Below are 18,177 nucleotides of genomic sequence, written 5' to 3'. Positions count from 1 at the left end.
GAGCACCCGAGCGGGCGTCCGACGCGCCTAGCCTGGAGTCATGCACGACCACGCACCGGGCATCCGCGGCGCCGACAGCCGTCGGCTGCTGACGATCTCGCTGACCCTCACGGGCGCGGTGTTCGTCGTGCAGGTCGTCGGAGCGATCATGACGGGATCGCTCGCGCTGCTCGCCGACGCCGTGCACATGCTCACCGACGCCGTGGCCCTCGTCGTCGCGCTCATCGCGAGCGCGGTGGCCGCGCGGCCCGCGGACGACCGGCGGACGTACGGATATCAGCGCGCCGAGGTGCTCGGGGCGCTCGTGAACGCCGTCATCCTCATCGTGCTCTGCGTCACGGTCGCGATCGAGGGCGTGCGGCGCCTCCTCTCGCCCGACGCCCACGAGGTGACCGGCGGATGGATGCTCATCGTCGCCCTCGCGGGTCTCGTCGCGAACGGGGTGTCGCTGTGGCTGCTGAGCTCCGCGCAGCGGCACAGCATGAACGTGCGCGGCGCGTACCTCGAGGTGCTGGGCGACCTCGTCGGATCGGCGCTCGTGATCGTGGCCGCCGTCGTCATCCTTCTCACCGGGTGGATGCCCGCCGACGCGATCGCGTCGCTCGCGATCGCGGTGCTCATCGTGCCGCGCGCGATCTCGCTCCTGCGGGAGGTCGTCGGCGTGCTCGCGGAGTCGGCGCCGGCGGGGACCAGCGTCGCCGCCATCCGCGCGCACATCCTCGCGGCCCCCGGTGTCGCGGATGTGCACGACGTCCATGTGTGGCAGCTCACGCGCGGCGCGCCGGTCTTCACGGCGCACGTCGTCGTCGAGCAGTCGGTCATCGACGAGGGGCGCAGCGGCGCGGTCCTGAACGGGCTGCAGGAGTGCCTGGCCGAGCACTTCGACGTCGCGCACTCCACGTTCCAGCTGGAGCAGTCGGGCCACGTCGACCGCGACGACGCGCACTCCTGACCGTCAGCTCCAGCCCGCGACGAGCTCGGCGAACAGCTCGGCGACGTCGTCGTGGCGGGTGAGCCCCGCGCTCTGACCCGTCCACAGCGACAGCAGGTCGCCCCGGTCCTGCACAGCGGCCTCGGCCCGGAAGCGCCCGGTGAGCCAGTTCTGCGCCGGGAAGGGGGCGATCGCTCCCGCGTGCTCGATCTCGCGCACGGCGCGGTTCGGGATGCCGCGGGCGAGGCGCCCGCTCATCGCGCGCGTGAGCACGGTGTCGGCTCCCGATGCGATCGCCGCGCGGTGCGACGCGGGCGCGGCCGAGACCGACGTGCGGAGGAAGGCCGTGCCGACCTGGACCCCGTCGGCGCCGAGGGCGCGCGCGGCGGCCACGCCGCGACGATCGACGATGCCGCCCGCCGCGACGACGGGCACGTCGACCGTGTCGACGACCTGGGGGATGAGGGCGAGCCCGCCCACGAGGGACTCCTCGGGCGGCCGCAGCCACGACACCCGGTGGCCGCCCGCCTCGGCGCCCGTCGCGACGACCGCGTCGACACCGCCGTCGGCGAGGGCGCGCGCTTCCTCGACGGTCGTCGCGGTGCCGAAGATCCGGATGCCCGCGGCGCGCAGGCGCTCGACGTGCGCGGGCGACGGGACCCCGAAGACGACGCTCAGCACATCGGGGCGGGCATCCACGACCGCGTCGAGCTGGTCCTCGAAGGGAGGGAGGAACGACGACGGCTTCTCGGGGACCTCGATCCCGAGCTCGTCGAAGAATCCGCTCACGGCGGCGACCGCCGCCGCGAGATCGACGTCGTCGGGTGCGATCTCGTCGCCGCGCGGCAGCCACAGGTTCACCGCGACGGGGCGCGCCGTCGCCGCGCGCAGAGCGGCGATCGTGTCGCGGATCCGGTCCGGCGCGTAGCCGTACAGCCCGTACGAGCCGAGCCCGCCCGCGTCGCTCACCGCAGCGGTGAGCGCCACGGATGAGACGCCGCCGAACGGCGCGAGGACGACGGGGTGGTCGATGTCGAGCAGGTCTTCGAGGCGTCGGGTCACGGATGCTCCTCCAGATGGTCGCGCAGGACGACGGCGTGGTTGTGCTCGGGGTCGCGTGCTCCGTAGACGAGGGTCACGATGGCGTGCTCCGCGAGCGCGGCGCGCAGCTCGTCCACGGCCGGATTCGCGTCGAGCTCGTCGCGGTAGCGCTGCGCGAACTCCTCGAATCGGGCGGGGTCGCGGTGCCACGCCGTGCGCAGCTCGGGGCTGGGCGCGACGTCCTTGGCCCACGCGTCGAGCGCCGCGCGCTCGCGGGAGACGCCGCGGGGCCACAGCCGGTCCACGAGCACGCGCCATCCGTCGTCCGCCTCCGCCGCGTCATAGACGCGCTTCAGCCGCGTCACACGGGCCATGCCGGTCCGTCCGCCTCGATACGCTCGAACACGGGATCGACGCTACTCCCACCCGCACCACCCGAGGAGCTCCATGACGACCGTCCGTCATCTCGACATCCGCCCGTCCGTCCTCTACGTGGGAACGCCCGTGATGCTGATCGGCACGGTCAACCCCGACGGCACGCCGAACCTGGCGCCCGCGTCGTCGTACTGGGCGCTCGGGTGGATGCTCGTGCTGGGGCTCGAGAACGACGGCCAGACGCAGCGGAACGTGCGCGAGCACCCCGAGCTGACCGTGAACTTCCCGTCGCCCGCGCTCTGGAACGCCGTCGAGGCGATCGCGGACACGACGGGGCGCGTCGACGTGCCGCCCGCGAAGGCGGCGCGCTACCGTCACGTCGCCGACAAGTTCGCCGCCGCCGGCCTGACCCCGCAGCCCTCGCAGCACGTCGCGCCGCCGCGCGTCGAGGAGTGCGCCCTGCAGCTCGAGGCGCGCGTCGCGCGGATCACCGACGGCCTCGGCGACTACGCGATCGTGGAGGCGGAGGTGCAGGCCGTGCACGCCGACCCTCGGATCGTCGCGCCCGGCACGGATCACATCGACCCACGGCTCTGGGAGCCGACCATCTACAGCTTCCGCCACTACTTCGGCATCGGCGGCGAGCACGGGCACCGGCCCACGAGCGATACCGCCGGGGCCGGTGCCTGACGCTCAGATGACGCCGAGGGCGAGCATCGCGTCGGCGACGTGCGTGAAGCCCGCGATGTTCGCGCCCGCGACGTAGTCGCCGGGAGCGCCGTACTCGTCGGCGGTCTCGAGGCACCGCGCGTGGATCGAGCTCATGATCTCGGACAGGCGCTGCTCGGTGTGCTCGAACGACCACGAGTCGCGTGAGGCGTTCTGCTGCATCTCGAGGGCGCTCGTCGCGACACCGCCCGCGTTCACGGCCTTGCCGGGGGCGAAGACGACGCCGCCCTCGCGCAGCACGCGCGTCGCCTCGGGGGTCGTCGGCATGTTCGCGCCCTCGGCCACGATGAGGCAGCCGTTGCGCACGAGCGCCGCGGCGGCATCCGCGTCGAGCTCGTTCTGGGTCGCGCAGGGCAGCGCGATGTCGCACGGCACATCCCAGATCGATCCGCCTGCCACGAAGTGCGCGCTGTCGCGGCGCGCGGCGTAGTCGGAGACCCGCCCGCGGTGGCCGTTCTTGATCTCTTTGAGCAGGTCGAGGTCGATGCCGGCCTCGTCGACGACGTAGCCGCTCGAGTCCGACGTGGCGACGACCTTCGCGCCGAGCGCCTGCGCCTTCTCGGTCGCGTAGATCGCGACGTTGCCCGAGCCCGAGACGACGACGCGGCGGCCCTCGAGGTCCATGCCGCGCGCCGCGAGCGCCTCCTTGACGAAGAAGACCGTGCCGTAGCCGGTCGACTCCGTGCGCACCTGCGACCCGCCCCAGGTGATGCCCTTGCCGGTCAGGACGCCCGACTCGTAGCGGTTCGTGATGCGCTTGTACTGGCCGAAGAGGTAGCCGATCTCGCGGCCGCCCACGCCGATGTCGCCCGCGGGGACGTCGGTGTGCTCGCCGATGTGACGGTAGAGCTCGGTCATGAACGACTGGCAGAAGCGCATGACCTCGGCGTCGGAGCGGCCCTTGGGGTCGAAGTCCGAGCCGCCCTTGCCGCCGCCGATCGGCATGCCGGTGAGCGCGTTCTTGAAGATCTGCTCGAAGCCGAGGAACTTGACGATCCCGAGGTAGACCGAGGGATGGAAGCGGATTCCGCCCTTGTACGGGCCCAGCGCCGAGTTGAACTCGACGCGGAAGCCGCGGTTCAGCTGCACGCGGCCGGCGTCGTCGACCCACGGCACGCGGAAGATGATCTGGCGTTCCGGCTCGCACAGCCGGCGGATGATCTCGGCGTCCGCGTACTCGGGCCGCTTGCCGAGCACGGGTCCGAGGCTCTCGAGAACCTCTCGGACCGCCTGGTGGAACTCGGCTTCGCCGGGATTGCGCCGGATGACCTCGTCGAATACGGGCGTCAGGGCGTCATGGAGTGCTGCCATCGTGTTGCTCCTCTCGCTGGCACACAAGCGCCCACGATAGCGGTTCCTCGACACCCGTCGCGTCACGCCTCCGTGCGGACGTCGTCGGGGGCCTTGTCGGGGCGGAGCCCGCGCCAGCGCGCCTGCCGGAGACTGCCGCTGCGCGTCCACTCCGCGAACTCGACCTCGCCCACGAGCCGGGGCTCCACCCAGGTGGCGTCGCCCGTGTCCTCGCGGGGGACGTCCCGCAGCGGGCACTCCCGGGTCTCGAGTGGGGCGAGCAGATCGCGCAGACGCCGCAGCTCCCGATCGGAGAAGCCCGTGCCGACCCTGCCGACGTACCTCAGGCCATCCGCATCGGGCACGCCGAGGAGGAGCGAGGCGAACGAGCCGGCCCTGCCGCCCCTGCCGCGCCGGAACCCGCCGATGACGACCTCCTGCGTGTGCGTGAGCTTGACCTTGAGCCAGTCCTCGCTGCGCGTGCCGGGCCGGTAGGGCGACGAGCGCCGCTTCGCGACGATGCCCTCGAGGGCGTGCTCGCGCGCGACGTCGAGGGCGATGTCGACGTCGTCGAAGACCGGCGGCACGATCACCGACGGACCGGCCGTCGCCGCCGTCTCCTCGAGCAGGTGCCGGCGCTCCTCCAGCGGCAGCGGCGTGAGGTCGCGGCCGTCGAGCCGCAGGATGTCGAAGAGGTACAGGAGCACGGGCGCCCGCGCGCTCTCGCGGGCGACGTCGTCGGCGCGCTCGAGGTGCATGCGGTTCTGGAGGAGCGAGAAGCTCGGCCGACCCTGCTCGTCGAGCGCGACGATCTCGCCGTCGACGAGCGCGTCCCACGCGTCGAGGTGCGTGCGGGCAGCTCCCGACAGCTCGGGGTAGCGCTGCGTGATCTCCGCGCCCGAGCGCGCGAAGAGCCGCAGGGCGCCCGAGCGCCACTCGCCGAGCGCGCGCACGCCGTCCCACTTGAACTCGACCCACGGCGGCGACGAGAGCGTCCGGGCGAGCCCCGGCGTGCCGTGCACCGCGAGCATGGGCGCCGGCCGCGCGGGCGGCGCCTCGTCGCGCGCGGGCTCCGCGGCCGCCCCCGGCTGCCGCTTCGTGCGGTGGAGGAGCCACGACGACTTCTCGCCGGACCCCTGGGTGCGGATGAGCGCGATCCGCACCTCGTGGAGCGGGCCGTCCTCGCGTCCGCGGAGCGTCACGATGACCTCGTCGTCGCGCCACTTCTCCGTCTCGTACGTGCCTTCGTCCCAGATGGTCATCGTGCCGGCGCCGTACTCTCCCTTCGGGATCGTCCCGTGGAAGTCGATGTACGCGAGCGGATGGTCCTCGGTCTGCACCGCGAGGCGGTTGCGGTCGGGGGTGTCGGGAATGCCCTTCGGCACGGCCCAGCAGGCGAGCACGCCGGCGCGCTCGAGCCGGAGGTCCCAGTGGAGCCGGCTCGCGTGGTGCTCGTGCACGACGAAGCGCGGGAGATCCCCGTCGTCGGGCTCGGGATGGGGCGTCTCGGGGACCGGCTCCGGCGTGCGCCCCGGCGTGCGCTTGGCGATGTAGGAGCCGAGAGGGCCGGTCGCGGCCGCGGGCGGGTCGATCCCGGCGAGCGGGTCGCCGATCGCGACGGCGCGCGCGAGCACCTCGTCGAGCTCGAGGTGCCGCAGGTCGGGGTCGTCGAGCTCGTCCCACGTGCGCGGCGCGGCGACCCAGGGCCGCGCGCGTCCGCGCAGCGAGTAGGGCGCGACGGTCGTCTTCTTGCCGTTGTTCTGGCTCCAGTCGACGAACACGCGGCCCGCGCGCAGGTCCTTGCGCATCGCGCTGACCGCGAGGTCGGGATGGTCGGCCTCGAGCGCGCGCGCGAGCTCGCGGGCCAGCGCGGACGCGTCGTCGGAGGGGAGCGGGCGGGGGAGCGCGGCGTAGAGGTGGATGCCCTTGCTGCCGCTCGTGACCGGCTGGGGCTCGAGTCCCATCCCCTGCAGGATCCCGCGCGCGAGCCGCGCGACCTCGGCGCACTCCGCGAGCCCCGCACCGGGTCCGGGGTCGAGGTCGAGCACGAGCCGGTCCGCCGGCCCCGGCGATCCATCCGGCGCGAACCGCCACTGCGGCACGTGGAGCTCGAGGCTCGCCACCTGCGCGAGGTAGACGAGTGTCGCGACCTCGTCGACGAGGGGGTAGTCCTTCGGCCCCGAGCTGTGCTGGATGGCCTGGCGCGGCACCCAGGACGGCGCGCCTGGCTCGAGCGCCTTCGCGAAGAACGCCTTCTCGGGCGCCTCCGTCGTCCCGACGCCCTCGACCCAGCGCTTGCGCGTCACGGGTCGCCCGGCGACGTGCGGCAGGAGAAGGGGCGCGATGCGCGTGTAGTACGCGATCACGTCGGCCTTCGTCGTGCCCGTCTCGGGATACATGACGCGCTCGAGGTGCGACACCCGCAGGCGGCGCCCGGCGACCTCGACGGTCTGCTGCTGGGGCACGGGCATGGTTCAGGCTATGCGCGCGGGGCCGATCCGCGTCAACCCCTGGCGGCCGGGGCGTGGGAGCGCTTCACTGGTGCCATGAGATCGATCTGGAAGGGCGCGCTGACGTTCGGCCTCGTCAACGTGCCGGTCAAGGTCTACGCGGCCACGGAGGACCACGACGTGTCGCTCCACCAGGTCCACGCGGCGGATGGCGGCCGCATCCGGTACCAGCGCAAGTGCGAGGTGTGCGGCGAGGTCGTCGCGTACCGCGACATCGACAAGGCGTTCGACGACGGCGAGCGCACCGTCGTGCTCACCGACGACGACCTGAAGTCGCTTCCCTCCGAGCGCAGCCGCGAGATCGAGGTGGTCGAGTTCGTGCCCACTGAGCAGGTCGACCCGATCACGTTCGACCGCGCGTACTACCTCGAGCCCGACTCGGCGTCGCCCAAGTCGTACGGCCTCCTGCGCGAGACCCTCGAGCGGACGGACCGGACGGCGATCGTGCGCTTCTCGCTGCGGCAGAAGACGCGGCTCGCGGCGCTGCGCGTGCGCGACGGGGTGCTCATGCTGCAGACCCTGCTGTGGGCCGACGAGGTGCGGCAGGCGTCGTTCCCCGCCCTCGAGGACCCGATCAAGGTCAGCGAGAAGGAGCTCGAGCTCGCCGAGAGCCTCGTGGAGAGCTACTCGTCCGACTTCGACCCGGAGGAGTACGTCGACGAGTACCAGAAGGAGCTCCGCACCCTCATCGAGGCGAAGCTCGAGAAGGGCGACGCGGTCGACACCGAGGCGACGTTCGGCGCCGAGGAGGAGAAGGGCGGCGAGGTCATCGACCTCATGGAGGCGCTGCGGGCGAGCGTCGAGCGATCGCGCGCCGCGCGCGGCGGCAAGAAGGAGGCCGAGGGGGCGGAGCCCGAGAAGGAGGCCAAGCCGCGCAAGCGGTCGAAGAAGGCCTCCTGACCCGATCAGAAGTCGGGCTTGCCGTCTCCGTCGATGTCGGGCGCGCGCTCGAACACCTCGGCGTCGAGCACGAGGTCGTCGGCCGGCGCCGCTTCCGCGGCCTTGCGCGCGCGGCGGCGCTCCTGCAGGTAGTGCCAGAGCACGATGAGCGCGGTGCCGCCCACGGCCGCCAGCAGGATCACGTCGATGTACTCCGTGACGATGTCGCGGACCCACGGGATGTACGCGATCACGTAGCCGAACATCGTGAGGCCGAAGCCCCACAGGAGCGCGCCGATGAGGTTGTAGAGCGAGTATCGCTTCCACGGCATATGACCGATGCCCGCCGCGACCGGCGCGAAGGTGCGGACGATCGGGACGAAGCGCGCGAGCACCACCGTGATGCCGCCGAAGCGCTCGAAGAACGCGTTGGTCCGCTCGACGTTGTGGCGGCTGAACACGCCGGAGTCCTTGCGCTCGAACACCGCGGGCCCGCCCTTGTGCCCGATGAGGTAGCCGACCTCGCCGCCGACGAATGCGGCGAGCGCGATGAGGCCGCTCACGATCCAGATGTTGACGCCGAAGACGTCGACCGTGTGAGTGAGGAGCCCCGAGATGAGCAGGAGCGTGTCGCCGGGGAGGAGGAAGCCGACGAGCAGGCCGGTCTCGGAGAACACGATGAGGCAGACGACGAGCAGCGCCCACGGCCCTGCCGCGTCGATGATCGCCTGCGGGTCGAGCCACGGGATGAGAGCGATGTGGTGCACGATGCTCCGGATGTCGGTGGGAGGGGTGCGACGCGGGACCGCGTCTCGTGCGGAAGGTGGGACTTGAACCCACACGCCCGGAGGCACAGGAACCTAAATCCTGCGTGTCTGCCAGTTTCACCACTCCCGCGAGTCCGATCAGTCTACGGCGCGGGAGGGAGCGCGACCATGAACGCCGATCACGCCTTCATGCCGGCAGATCCCATCACCCGCTCGACGGCGATCTCGAGGACGACCCGGCGCGGGTTCTCGCGTGGCTGACGGTAGCGCTCCGTGTAGAGGCGCACGGCCTCCGCGACCGCCTCGGGCTCATCCCGCACGCGCGCGGGGCCCTCGAAGCTGATCCAGCGGGCGCCGTCGACGCTGCTCACGGTCGCGCGCCCTGCGCGCGCGGCGTTGACGAACTTCTGCGTGCCGCGTGTGCCGATGATCCGCACGACGCCGTCCCGGTAGGTCATGCCCACCGGGACGGCGTGGATGCGGCCATCGCGGCCGATCGTGGACAGGGTGGCGAGGTGGCGCTCGGAGACGAACGCGAGACCGGCTTCGGAGATCACCTCACCAGCGTGCCAGAGCGATCAGGCGCGGAAGCCCGCGCGGTCGACCTTGCGGTGGTAGCGCATGCCCGCGAGCCCGCCGAGCACCGCTCCGCCGAGGCTCACCAGGAGCGCGCCCACCGCGGTGATGATGCCCACCGTCGTGAGCTCGCCCTCGTTGAAGGGGAGCCGGGGGAACGTGTTGACGTCGGCGAGGATGTTCCACTGGGCGCCCGCGACCGCCGTGACGATCGCGACGACGATCGCGATGACGACGGCCCACAGCCAGACGGCGAGGCCCTGCTTGGCGCCGCTGAACCGCGCCATCCGCCCCGCGACGTACCCGCCCGCGTAGTACGAGACGAGCAGGATCACGAGCACCGCGACGGCGCCCGCGATGCCGATTGTGTCGGCGTTCTGCGCCGCCTCGTCGGCGGTCACCTGCTCGCCGAGGCCGAGAGCCGCCCCTGCTCCCGCGACGAGGGCGGTCAGCAGCGCCGTCATGCCCATCGCGCACAGCCATCCGAAGAAGGCCGAGCCGAACTTGAAGCCGCCGAACTCCTCCTTCTCGCGCGCCACGACCTCCTCGCGGTCGGCGCGGACGGCCGTGGTGTCGGCGCGGGACGCTGTCGTGTCGTCGCGGACGTCGCGCACGTCGTACGCGCGCGTGGGCTCGTCGCTGCCGTGGCCGGCATCGCCGTCTCCGGCGAGATAGTCCGCGTGCTCCGGGGCGCGCCGGTCGCGGCGCGATTCCGATGAGTTCTCGGGAGTGCTCATGATGCGGTCCTTTCGAGCTCGTCCGTGGTCTCCCCAGTAAGGCATCGGCGCGGCCGCGCACACAGGGCATTGCGCGAACGGCGTCGGCACGGTAGCGGGTCGCGGCTGCGCTGTGGATAACTTTCGAGGCCGTCTCGGCGATTCGGCCAGGATGGCCGCGTGGGTCCCCTCATGAGCGCGGTCGCGGAGCGAGTCAGGGATCGGCTGCGCGCCGACCAGACCGATCCCTCGCGTGCGCCCGAGGCGGTGCTGCGCATCGCGCAGGCGGAGGTGCGCCGGCACAACGACTTCGCCCTCGCCCGCGGTCTCGCGATCGTCGACGACGAGCAGGCGGCCGTGCGCGAGGTGCTCGCACCGTCACTGGCGGAGTCGGCCCTTGACCTCCGCGCGCGCCGCTGGCCTGGGGCCTCGACAGTGCGAGCGGCCCTCACGTCGGCGGCGCGCACGGGGATGGCGCAACCTCCACCGCCGACGCGACGCTCCGGCGCTCGCCCTCTTCCGCCTGAGTTGTGCGCCGGGGTGGTCATGTCGAGTTGACGCTAGATTTTGATCCAACGAGCAACGGAGTTGAACATGGCGTGGATCGAGAGATTTAAGGTGACCGGCCTTGCTGGCCGCGAGGTACCCGTAGAGCACGAGCTTGATCGGCACGTGAACATCTTCTGGGGACTAAACGGAGCGGGTAAGACGACTCTTCTGAAGATCCTTCACGCGGGCATGAACAACGATGCGTCGGCGCTGGACGACTTGCCGTTCACTTCGGCTGAGATCGCTTTTCGGGTCGGCGCGAAGGACCGCCTGATCGTCCGCAGATTCTCCAAGCGAGTCTCCACTGATGCTTCTGAAGATGAGTCAGATCTCTTCATTCTTGATGACAGCGACGCAGAAGCGCCATGGGCCGGGGGAGATAACGAGCATCCCTCGGGGTGGAGCACTGAGTGGCATAGCGACGACTTTGACATCGACGTCGCGGAAAGGCGGTTCTCTCACTCCTACCTGCCGATCACTAGAGTCGCGGATCGCCGTCGACGCCCGACCTACGCCGGGGAGCGCAGGCTCTCGAGCGATGAGATCTTTGTGGAGCAGGTCAGGGACCGGTGGCGTGACTACGCCGCCGAGAGCTTGACGCGTATTCGATCTATTCAGCAACAGGGACTTGCAACCGTGCTTGCTACTCTCTTCGGTGGTGTGCCAACACCAATGGATGCGCGAGCGCGCTCGGAGCGTATCGACCCTGGAGAGGCATACGCCATGGTTCGAGCATTCCTGAGCGAACAAGGCATACCGCTCGCCATGAGCCGTGACAACTTCGCCACGCGGTACGACACCTCCGAGGAGCACCGTCAGGTCGTATCCGAAATTCAGGAGGTTCGTCGCGAAACCGATGACGTGCTCCTACCGCAGCGCGAGTTCCAGAGCGTTATCGACTCGATGTACACGGGCAATAAGCATCTAGTTCTTGGAGCGGGGCGTATCCCTCGATCATTCGGCGCGACGGCGCTTCGAGTGGAGATCGGTGATCGACAGATCCCGCTGAAGTCTCTGTCATCCGGTGAGAAGCAACTTCTTCAGATTCTCCTCGAGGTCCTCGGCGCGTCGGGCGAAACTGTGATGATCGACGAGCCTGAGCTTTCCCTGCACGTGAACTGGCAACAGCAACTCGTGGGCTCGATGCAACGTGTCAACCAAGAGTGTCAGTTGTTGCTTGCAACACACTCGCCCGAAATCATGGCTGACGTCGCCGACGACTTCGTGTTCGAGCTGTGAGCAAACCGAAGTGGAGCGCTAACGCCTTTGCGCGTCGCGTGCAGATGGGCGAGCACGACATATGGGTGATAGTTGAGGGCCGCGATCACGACCGACCGCACTATGACAAGCTCCTGAAGAAGCTCCCAACGACACGTCGGCTAAAGGTGCAAGTCCGGTTGGCAGAGCAGATTGACCTGCGGGGTACGAGTGCGGGAGGCAAACAACATGCGCTGGCGATTCACGATCATCTCGAAGCTCGGGACGATCTCGTTCAGGTCAATCGAGACCGGACTGCCCGCATCGTCTTCATGTTGGATCGCGACCGAGACGACTTCTCAGGCTCGATGTCCTCGTCGCCGCATGTTATGTACACCGTGGGCACGGACGTGGAGGCTGACATCCTACTGAACAGCGAAGTCTGGAGCGCAGTTCGAGCCGCGTACGGCATCGACACAAGGCTTGCGAAGAGGGTCAAGCGCAGAGTGCCAGATCCTGCCCAGAGCCTCCTGTCACTGTGGGCAGATTGGCTACGCCTCGGGTTGACGGCGCTCGACTGCGGGTCTCCCGGATGTGCTCCGTGGTCTCAGCTATCGAGAGTGAATTCGCCCGATTTTGGGCCGGTCGATACGGCCAGCGTGCACGGCGTTGAGAAGGCGATCCAAGCGGCTTCGCCATCTGACTACGCCGCGGCGAATGAGCGTGCGGCTCGCCATGTTGCGAGCCGCGCTGAGCTGCTTCTCAAAGGGCGATGGATCGCTCGCTACATCAAGTTCCTGGTAGGAGCTCATCTGGCGGGCGAGTTCGTTCGCTCTGTCCACTCCGATGTGGTGATAGACACCGCGCTCGCCCGCCTGAAGTACTCGGGCGCTTTGGTTTCGGAGTACGATTCCCGGTTCGCAGCACTCATCGCGAAGACCTAGCGGCCCTTCAAGTTGTTCGGCGTTCGGCCGTGCGACGTCGAGCTCGTGCGGGAGCCGGATTGTGACGCGCTGCGCTTGCATCTCGCCTGGCTGAGACACGAGCACGGTCGGGGCCATGATGAGTTGATGGCACGTTCAGGTTTCGGGAGGGTAACGTAAGCGTTGTTCTCGTCGGGCGAGCCTCGGGGGCAACCCCCAGAAGCGCGCGACGACGGGCACGCTGGCGACTTGGTTGCGAATGGTAACGGCGCTGAGTGTGGACCTTGGGGAGTTGGTCGGGTCGTTGTACGAGCGCGAGTAAGGCCTAAGTCGGAAAGTCGGGCTGCTCGAGGTAGAGGACGAGTCGCATGATCAATTCGTCGACGCTGCTGCAGCCAGCAACGGACAGAAGATCCCTGACCTCGCTTGTCGTGATGATCTCTTCGTGCGTCACGATCTGAGTTTCTCCGACGCGCGCAGTCGCGTCTAGTGACGTGCCGCGGCCTAAGGCCGCTAGTTTCTGAAGGTCGGCGAGGGGACGAGAGTTGGATTGGTTTAAGGGTCGGGTGTCGTTCAAGGTTCCTGATGGCGGGGACGTTTGGGTGATCGCACATCGTACGAACAGCTATACCTATCGAATGTTGAACGCCCTATCGGGAACTGTGCAGATTGACGATCATCGCATCACTTCGACCGATGGCTCGACGATCGCTCGTACGGACCTTGACTTTGCCCGAGTAGCGTTTCGCGAGCATCATCTCACCCCGCACCACGGCTGGTCCCACTTCGACTACAGCGTTGCGGGTGAGCGCAGCGCGGGATCAGCGTCACGTGTCCAGATCGACGTTTGGTTCTGGTTCGACGGTGAGGTTCAAGTCGACCTCGCGTCCGATAGCAAGATCGCGCTCGACGGGCTGAAAGCGAAACTGGAGGCCGAGGTTGAGTATCTGATATCTGGGAAGGACAATCTGTCCGAGCCTCATGTGATCGTGGACAGCCCACGGCAGGACGTTTCACCAGCGACGGCCGACCAGCCATCCCCCGGCCCATCTGATCGACGCTCGAAGCAGCAAGGCTGGTTCGCGCGGACGTGGCGCGATCACACCGCCGCGTTCGTCACCACGGTGTTGGGGGGAGTGGTGGTCGCAGTTCTCATCGCCTGGCTTCGACTGGGTTCTTTGTAGGGCGTTTCCATGGGTTGGAACGTGATCGGTGTGGCAGGCATCAGCCGTATCAACGCTCACCGGTCCGGCTTTGACGGCTCGGACGACCATGCGTTCTGAACAGTGCAGGAACGAAGCTGACGATAAGCGCGCGGCAGACGAATCGAGGAACGACGAGCCGAAGCGGCCGCTCGTGAGGCAACGGACAAGTACCGCGCTCAGCGGCAGGTCCCGCAGGATCATGAACCACTTCACCGCCGCGTTTCGGCGTTGACCAGCGTTCTGACAGCCCCTCGAATGTCTGGCTGGATGGATCCGACGCGCTTGTGCGCGCACAGGCGTATGAGTTCAGCCGCGCAGGGTGCGTGTGGCAATCATCTGGGTCGCCGACACGCTGACCGTTCTCAATGACGCCGTCGAGCACGATCACGAGTCGGCGGGGGCTTAGGGCCCGGTCCGCAAGTCACGCGCGCTGCGCGCCAGCGATGGGCAGCGTTAGATGCTATCGATGTGGGGCTTGAGTGCGCATCGACCGTTCTGCACGACCAAGCGTTTGAGGGAGGCGCGGCTGAGTGATTTAAGCAATTCCGCCAGGGTGCCGCGCCGGGGGTGTTGACTTCACGAACCTCCCGACGGGCTAGCTCGCGGAGCCGAAGTGCAATGATTGAAAGTTCTTCGATTTGGTTGCCGTTAGGTAGGCTGCGGAGGGTCGGAGCCCCGCCGTTCAGCCCAGTTCCTGTGCATTTCCACGATTCCGATCCGACCGGGCTCGTGTTCCTCCTCGCCTCTCGCCGGGCCCGCACTCGACGGGCTGTTCCAGCGGGCGATCAGCAGCGTCGACGGGATCTGACCGTGCTCGGCCCGAGCCTCCGCGACGAGCGCGGCTCGAGCTCGGTCGAGTTCGTCCTCGTGGGCGCCCTGCTCACGGCGCTCACCCTCGCCGTCCTGCAGCTGGGGCTCGCGGTGTACGTCCGCAACGTCCTGCACGATGCGGCCGTCGAGGGCGCGTACCACGCCGCGCTCGCCGACGTGGGGCCGGAAGGCGGGGCCGAGCGGACCCGGCTCGTGATCGCACGCGCGATCGGATCGGCCTACGCGCAGGACGTGAGCGCCGCGGTGTCGGGCGGTGACATCCGGGTCACGGTCCGCTCCGCGACGCCCGTCGTCGGGCTGATCGGCGTGCCAGGGACGCTGGAGGTGACGGCGCGTGCGCCGGTCGAGATCGTGCCGCTCGTCCCGCTGGCCTACCTGGTCGTCGCGCTCGGCGTCGTCCAGGAGCACGCCCTGGGCGTCGAGGCGACGGCACGGCACGCGGCGCACACGCTCGCGCGGACCGGCGGGATCGACGACACGTTCGCGGCGCTGCCCGAGGTGCTCTCGTCGGTGCCGCCCGAGTACGGCATCGCGCCCGACGCCCTCGAGGTCTCCGTGACGTGCGTGCCCGCCCATGTCGGGTGCCCCGAGGCCGGCTCCACGGTCGTCGTGACGATCGGCGCGAGGGTCCCGCTGCCGCTCGTGCCGCCCGTCCTCGGGCTCGATCGCCTCACGAGCATCCCGGTCGAGTCGACGTCCGTGCAGAAGGTCTCGCGCTTCTGGGGCGGCACGTGAGCGCCCGGGGCCTCCTGCGCGACGAGAGCGGGAGCATCCTCCCGCTCACGATCGGGTACGCCGTCCTCGCGCTCGCGCTCATCATCGTGTGCGCGAACGCGACGTCGCTGTATCTCGCGCAGAAGTCCCTCGACGCGGTCGCGGATGCGGCGGCGCTCGCGGGCGCGGACGGCTTCACGCTGTCGCTCGAGGGCGATGCTCCTCTCGCGCGACTCGACGACGGCGCCGTGCGCGCGCAGGCCGAAGCGATCGTGGCGGCCGCACCCGGCGATCAGACCCTCGTGGCGGCGGGGACGCCCGACGGCCTCTCGGCGCGGGTGACCGTCGCGACGATGTGGCACGCGCCGCTGCTCAGCGCGCTCGTCCCGGCCGGGGTCGCACTCGAGGCGACCGCGACGAGTCGCACGGCGTTGCGCTGAATCAGTCGCGCCGTGGGGCGTAGCGGGGCACGTAGCGCACGAACGCCGCGGCGCCGACGAGGCCCACCACGCCGACGAGACCGGTCGCGACCGAGAGCGACGCGGCGGCCGTCACGGCCGACACGACGAGCGGCGTGAGCGCCGCACCGCCGTCGGTCAGCGTGCGCCACGCACCGAGGAACGGCGCCGGGTCGCGCTCGGGGGCCACGTCGGCGCCGAGCGTGAGCAGGATGCCCGACGACAGGCCGTTGCCGACGCCGATGACGAGCGCGAGCACACCGAACCACAGCACCGCGCTGTCGAGGTCGTGGGTGAACGCGAGCGCGCCGAAGCCCGCGCCCATGAGCAGGAGCGCGGGCACCGCCGCCCAGAGGCGGCCGAACCGGTCCATGACCTGCCCGCTCACGTAGAAGAGGGAGAACTCGACCGCTCCCGCGACGCCGACGACGAGGGCGAGGGTCTGCGAGTCCAGGCCGATCGAGACGCCCCACAGCGGCAGCACGGCCTGACGAGCCGAGCGCACCGCTGCGAGCGATGCGGCCGCGGCTCCCAGCCGGGCGAGCACTCCGCGATGGCGGTGCATGGTCCGCAGCACGCCGATCCGCTCGGTCGCCGGGATGGAGCCGGTCACCGGCTCGCCCGTGTCCTCCTCGTCGAGATCGGCGCGCGCGTCGGCACGCTCGCGGGCGGCGAGGCGATCGGCGATGAGCGCCTTCTCCTCGGGATCGGGCCCGAACGCGACGAGCGCCGCGACGCCGAGCAGACAGACCGCGAAGAACCACACCGAGGCGATCTCGTCGCCGAACAGGGCGAGCAGGCCCGCCGAGACGAACGGCCCCGTGAATCCGCCGAGGCGGAACGAGCCGCCGACGAGGGCGAGCGCGCGGGCGCGGTGGGCGTACGGCACGCGCGTCGTCATGAACGTGTGGCGGGCCACCGCGAACGACGACGCACAGAACCCGATGAGCAGCACCGAGAGCCCGAGCAGGGCGATGTGCGGCGCGAGGAGCATCCCCGCGATGCCCACGAGCGACGCGAGCGATGCGATGAGCATCGTGCGCCGCTCGCCGGCCTTCGACACGAGCCAGCCGGCGGGGATGTTGCCGGCGAGCTGACCCACGACGATCGCGGCCGACACGAGCGCGGCGACGGCGAGATCGGCGCCCAGGTCGGCGGCCAGCGCCGGGAGGAGCGGGAGGATGGCTCCCTGGCCGAGCGAGTAGAGGGCCGTCGGCCCGTAGATCATGGGCGCATACCGCCGGATCGGATCGAACGGGGCGTCGGCAGTCGAGGGCATCGGCTTCCACGTTACGCCGAGCAGGATAGGCTGGAGCGTCATGCTTGAGTTCGATCCTTCCGCCGAGATCCAGGCGCTGCGCTCCACGTTCGCGAACATCCGAGAGGTGGTCGACGTCGACAGCGTGCGCGCGGACATCGCGCGTCTCGAGAAGGAGGCGTCGGAGCCCGGCCTGTGGGACGACACCGCGAACGCCCAGCGCGTCACGAGCGCGCTGAGCCACCGCCAGTCCGAGCTCGCGCGCATCGAGGCGGTCGAGCGTCGCCTCGACGACCTCGAGGTGCTCGTCGAGCTCGCCAACGAGATGGGCGACGAGGACTCCGTCGAGGAGGCGCGCAAGGAGATCACCGACCTCGAGCGCGTCATCGGCGACCTCGAGGTGAAGACCCTGCTCGACGGGGAGTACGACGAGCGCGCCGCGGTCGTGACCATCCGCTCGGGTGCGGGCGGCGACGACGCCACCGACTTCGCCGAGATGCTCATGCGCATGTACCTGCGCTGGGCCGAGCGCCACAAGTACCCCGTCAAGGTGATGGACACGTCGTACGCCGAGGGCGCCGGGATCAAGTCGGCCACGTTCGAGGTCGACGCGCCGTACGCCTACGGCATCCTCTCGGTCGAGGCCGGCACGCACCGCCTCGCGCGCATCAGCCCGTTCGGCTCCGCCGACAAGCGCCAGACGAGCTTCGCCGCGGTCGAGGTCATCCCCGTCATGGAGGAGGCCGTCGAGGTCGAGATCCCGGAGAACGACATCCGCGTCGACGTCTTCCGCTCGTCGGGCCCCGGCGGCCAGTCGGTCAACACGACCGACTCCGCCGTCCGCATCACGCACATCCCCACGGGAATCGTCGTGTCGATGCAGAACGAGAAGTCGCAGATCCAGAACCGCGCGGCGGCCATGCGCGTGCTCCAGACCCGACTGCTGCTGCTGCAGCGCGAGGAGGAGGCCGCCAAGAAGAAGGAGCTCGCCGGAACGATCACGGCGAGCTGGGGCGACCAGATGCGCTCGTACTTCCTCTACGGACAGCAGCTCGTGAAGGATCTGCGCACGGGCTTCGAGGTCGGCAACCCCGCGACCGTCTTCGACGGCGACATCGACGGCCTCATCAACGCGGGCATCCGCTGGCGCAAGCGCAAGATCGAGGACTGATCGCCGCGGGCTGACGCCCGCGCCCGGGTGGTCTCCGCGCGTTCACACGCCGCGCGC

The 18,177-nt window shown here is 69.6% G+C and carries 18 protein-coding genes and 1 tRNA gene; 10 read left to right on the top strand and 9 right to left on the bottom strand.

Features of this window, described 5'->3' with window-relative positions:
* Positions 1–40: 40 nt before the first annotated feature.
* The gene (locus ACOWU6_RS11215) at positions 41–952 is read left to right on the top strand and encodes a cation diffusion facilitator family transporter (RefSeq protein ID WP_421075730.1); all 912 of its coding nucleotides are present in this window, start codon (positions 41–43) and stop codon (positions 950–952) included.
* Positions 953–955: 3 nt separating this feature from the next.
* Here the strand turns inward: ACOWU6_RS11215 and ACOWU6_RS11210 are convergent, their stop codons facing one another.
* Entirely contained in the window at positions 956–1,993 is a 1,038-nt protein-coding gene (locus ACOWU6_RS11210; protein ID WP_421075729.1) for an NAD(P)H-dependent flavin oxidoreductase, read from the bottom strand.
* On the bottom strand, positions 1,990–2,346 hold the full coding sequence (locus tag ACOWU6_RS11205; RefSeq protein ID WP_421075728.1) for a DUF488 domain-containing protein: 357 nt from the start codon (positions 2,344–2,346) through the stop codon (positions 1,990–1,992). Before ACOWU6_RS11205 ends, ACOWU6_RS11210 begins: the two co-directional genes overlap by 4 nt.
* 73 nt (positions 2,347–2,419) lie before the next feature.
* Between ACOWU6_RS11205 and ACOWU6_RS11200 the strand changes: the two genes are divergently transcribed.
* On the top strand, positions 2,420–3,037 hold the full coding sequence (locus tag ACOWU6_RS11200) for a flavin reductase family protein (protein WP_421075727.1): 618 nt from the start codon (positions 2,420–2,422) through the stop codon (positions 3,035–3,037).
* Positions 3,038–3,040: 3 nt separating this feature from the next.
* Here the strand turns inward: ACOWU6_RS11200 and gdhA are convergent, their stop codons facing one another.
* Positions 3,041–4,387 (bottom strand): NADP-specific glutamate dehydrogenase, encoded by a 1,347-nt coding sequence (gene gdhA / locus ACOWU6_RS11195; protein WP_271171628.1) that lies wholly within the window; start codon positions 4,385–4,387, stop codon positions 3,041–3,043.
* Between the two features lie 62 nt (positions 4,388–4,449).
* Positions 4,450–6,837, bottom strand: coding sequence for an ATP-dependent DNA ligase (locus tag ACOWU6_RS11190; protein ID WP_421075726.1), 2,388 nt, complete (start codon positions 6,835–6,837; stop codon positions 4,450–4,452).
* 75 nt (positions 6,838–6,912) lie between these two features.
* Between ACOWU6_RS11190 and ACOWU6_RS11185 the strand changes: the two genes are divergently transcribed.
* Positions 6,913–7,776, top strand: a complete 864-nt coding sequence (locus tag ACOWU6_RS11185) for a Ku protein (RefSeq protein ID WP_421075725.1) — start codon at positions 6,913–6,915, stop codon at positions 7,774–7,776.
* A gap of 5 nt (positions 7,777–7,781) precedes the next feature.
* Here the strand turns inward: ACOWU6_RS11185 and ACOWU6_RS11180 are convergent, their stop codons facing one another.
* The 4 genes from ACOWU6_RS11180 to ACOWU6_RS11165 form a co-directional block, all read right to left on the bottom strand.
* The gene (locus ACOWU6_RS11180; protein WP_282977525.1) at positions 7,782–8,522 is read right to left on the bottom strand and encodes a DedA family protein; all 741 of its coding nucleotides are present in this window, start codon (positions 8,520–8,522) and stop codon (positions 7,782–7,784) included.
* Between the two features lie 48 nt (positions 8,523–8,570).
* A tRNA-Leu gene (locus ACOWU6_RS11175) sits at positions 8,571–8,652 on the bottom strand.
* Between the two features lie 49 nt (positions 8,653–8,701).
* The gene (locus tag ACOWU6_RS11170; RefSeq protein ID WP_271171632.1) at positions 8,702–9,079 is read right to left on the bottom strand and encodes a PPOX class F420-dependent oxidoreductase; all 378 of its coding nucleotides are present in this window, start codon (positions 9,077–9,079) and stop codon (positions 8,702–8,704) included.
* Positions 9,080–9,100: 21 nt separating this feature from the next.
* Complete coding sequence (locus ACOWU6_RS11165; protein WP_324011548.1) at positions 9,101–9,835, bottom strand: hypothetical protein; 735 nt, start codon at positions 9,833–9,835, stop codon at positions 9,101–9,103.
* A 159-nt stretch (positions 9,836–9,994) separates the two neighbouring features.
* Between ACOWU6_RS11165 and ACOWU6_RS11160 the strand changes: the two genes are divergently transcribed.
* From ACOWU6_RS11160 to ACOWU6_RS11135, 6 genes are all read left to right on the top strand, one after another.
* Positions 9,995–10,372 carry a hypothetical protein gene (locus ACOWU6_RS11160; protein WP_421075724.1) on the top strand — a complete coding sequence of 126 codons (378 nt, stop codon included), beginning with the start codon at positions 9,995–9,997 and terminating at the stop codon, positions 10,370–10,372.
* 36 nt (positions 10,373–10,408) lie between these two features.
* Entirely contained in the window at positions 10,409–11,602 is a 1,194-nt protein-coding gene (locus ACOWU6_RS11155) for an AAA family ATPase (protein WP_421075723.1), read from the top strand.
* Entirely contained in the window at positions 11,599–12,504 is a 906-nt protein-coding gene (locus ACOWU6_RS11150; protein ID WP_421075722.1) for a hypothetical protein, read from the top strand. The genes ACOWU6_RS11155 and ACOWU6_RS11150 overlap by 4 nt, the downstream gene beginning before the upstream one ends.
* Before the next feature lie 545 nt (positions 12,505–13,049).
* Positions 13,050–13,667, top strand: coding sequence for a hypothetical protein (locus ACOWU6_RS11145; RefSeq protein WP_421075721.1), 618 nt, complete (start codon positions 13,050–13,052; stop codon positions 13,665–13,667).
* Positions 13,668–14,498: 831 nt separating this feature from the next.
* Positions 14,499–15,254: a TadE/TadG family type IV pilus assembly protein gene (locus ACOWU6_RS11140; RefSeq protein ID WP_421075720.1), complete on the top strand. Its 756-nt coding sequence runs from the start codon at positions 14,499–14,501 to the stop codon at positions 15,252–15,254.
* Positions 15,251–15,673, top strand: a complete 423-nt coding sequence (locus tag ACOWU6_RS11135; RefSeq protein WP_421075719.1) for a pilus assembly protein TadG-related protein — start codon at positions 15,251–15,253, stop codon at positions 15,671–15,673. The genes ACOWU6_RS11140 and ACOWU6_RS11135 overlap by 4 nt, the downstream gene beginning before the upstream one ends.
* Before the next feature lies 1 nt (position 15,674).
* Here ACOWU6_RS11135 and ACOWU6_RS11130 read toward each other — a convergent pair whose 3' ends face one another.
* Positions 15,675–16,970: an MFS transporter gene (locus tag ACOWU6_RS11130; protein ID WP_421075736.1), complete on the bottom strand. Its 1,296-nt coding sequence runs from the start codon at positions 16,968–16,970 to the stop codon at positions 15,675–15,677.
* A 40-nt stretch (positions 16,971–17,010) separates the two neighbouring features.
* On the opposite strand from ACOWU6_RS11130, the gene prfB reads away from it, so the two are divergent.
* The gene (gene prfB / locus ACOWU6_RS11125) at positions 17,011–18,120 is read left to right on the top strand and encodes a peptide chain release factor 2 (protein WP_271171640.1); all 1,110 of its coding nucleotides are present in this window, start codon (positions 17,011–17,013) and stop codon (positions 18,118–18,120) included.
* Positions 18,121–18,177 lie beyond the last annotated feature (57 nt).

The sequence above is a fragment of the Microbacterium sp. SA156 genome (assembly GCF_049065455.1).
In the GTDB taxonomy this organism is placed as follows: Bacteria; Actinomycetota; Actinomycetes; order Actinomycetales; family Microbacteriaceae; genus Microbacterium; species Microbacterium barkeri.
The sequence above is the reverse complement of the archived record's forward strand: the minus strand, read 5'-3'. Positions and strand labels throughout refer to the sequence as shown.